Source organism: Streptomyces sp. HSW2009, from assembly GCF_040240285.1.
Classification (GTDB): Bacteria; Actinomycetota; Actinomycetes; order Streptomycetales; family Streptomycetaceae; genus Streptomyces.
In genome coordinates, this window is sequence record NZ_JBEHZD010001196.1 from 1 (window position 1) to 338 (window position 338).

Below are 338 nucleotides of genomic sequence, written 5' to 3' on the forward strand. Positions count from 1 at the left end.
CCCGTCAACTCCGCCAGCACCCGCAACTCCGCACTGGCCCGCGCCTTGAGCACCCCACCCCCCACGTACAACACCGGCCGCCGCGCCTGCGTGATCAACCGCGCCGCCTCCCGCACCTGCCCGGAATGCGGCCGGGCCGCTGGACGGTACCCGGGCAACTCGGTCTGCGGCGGCCAGGAGAATTGCGTACGGGCCTGCAACGCGTCCTTGGCGATGTCCACCAGGACCGGCCCCGGCCGGCCGGTGGAGGCCACGTGGAACGCCTCAGCGATCGTCCGCGGAATGTCGTCCGCGTTCGTCACGAGCCAGTTGTGCTTGGTGATGGGCATGGTGATGCC

Annotated in this window: 1 pseudogene; it reads right to left on the reverse strand. The window is 71.0% G+C overall.

Features of this window, described 5'->3' with window-relative positions:
- A pseudogene (locus AAHZ94_RS35180) lies at nucleotides 1–338 on the reverse strand (acetolactate synthase large subunit); the annotation flags it as partial.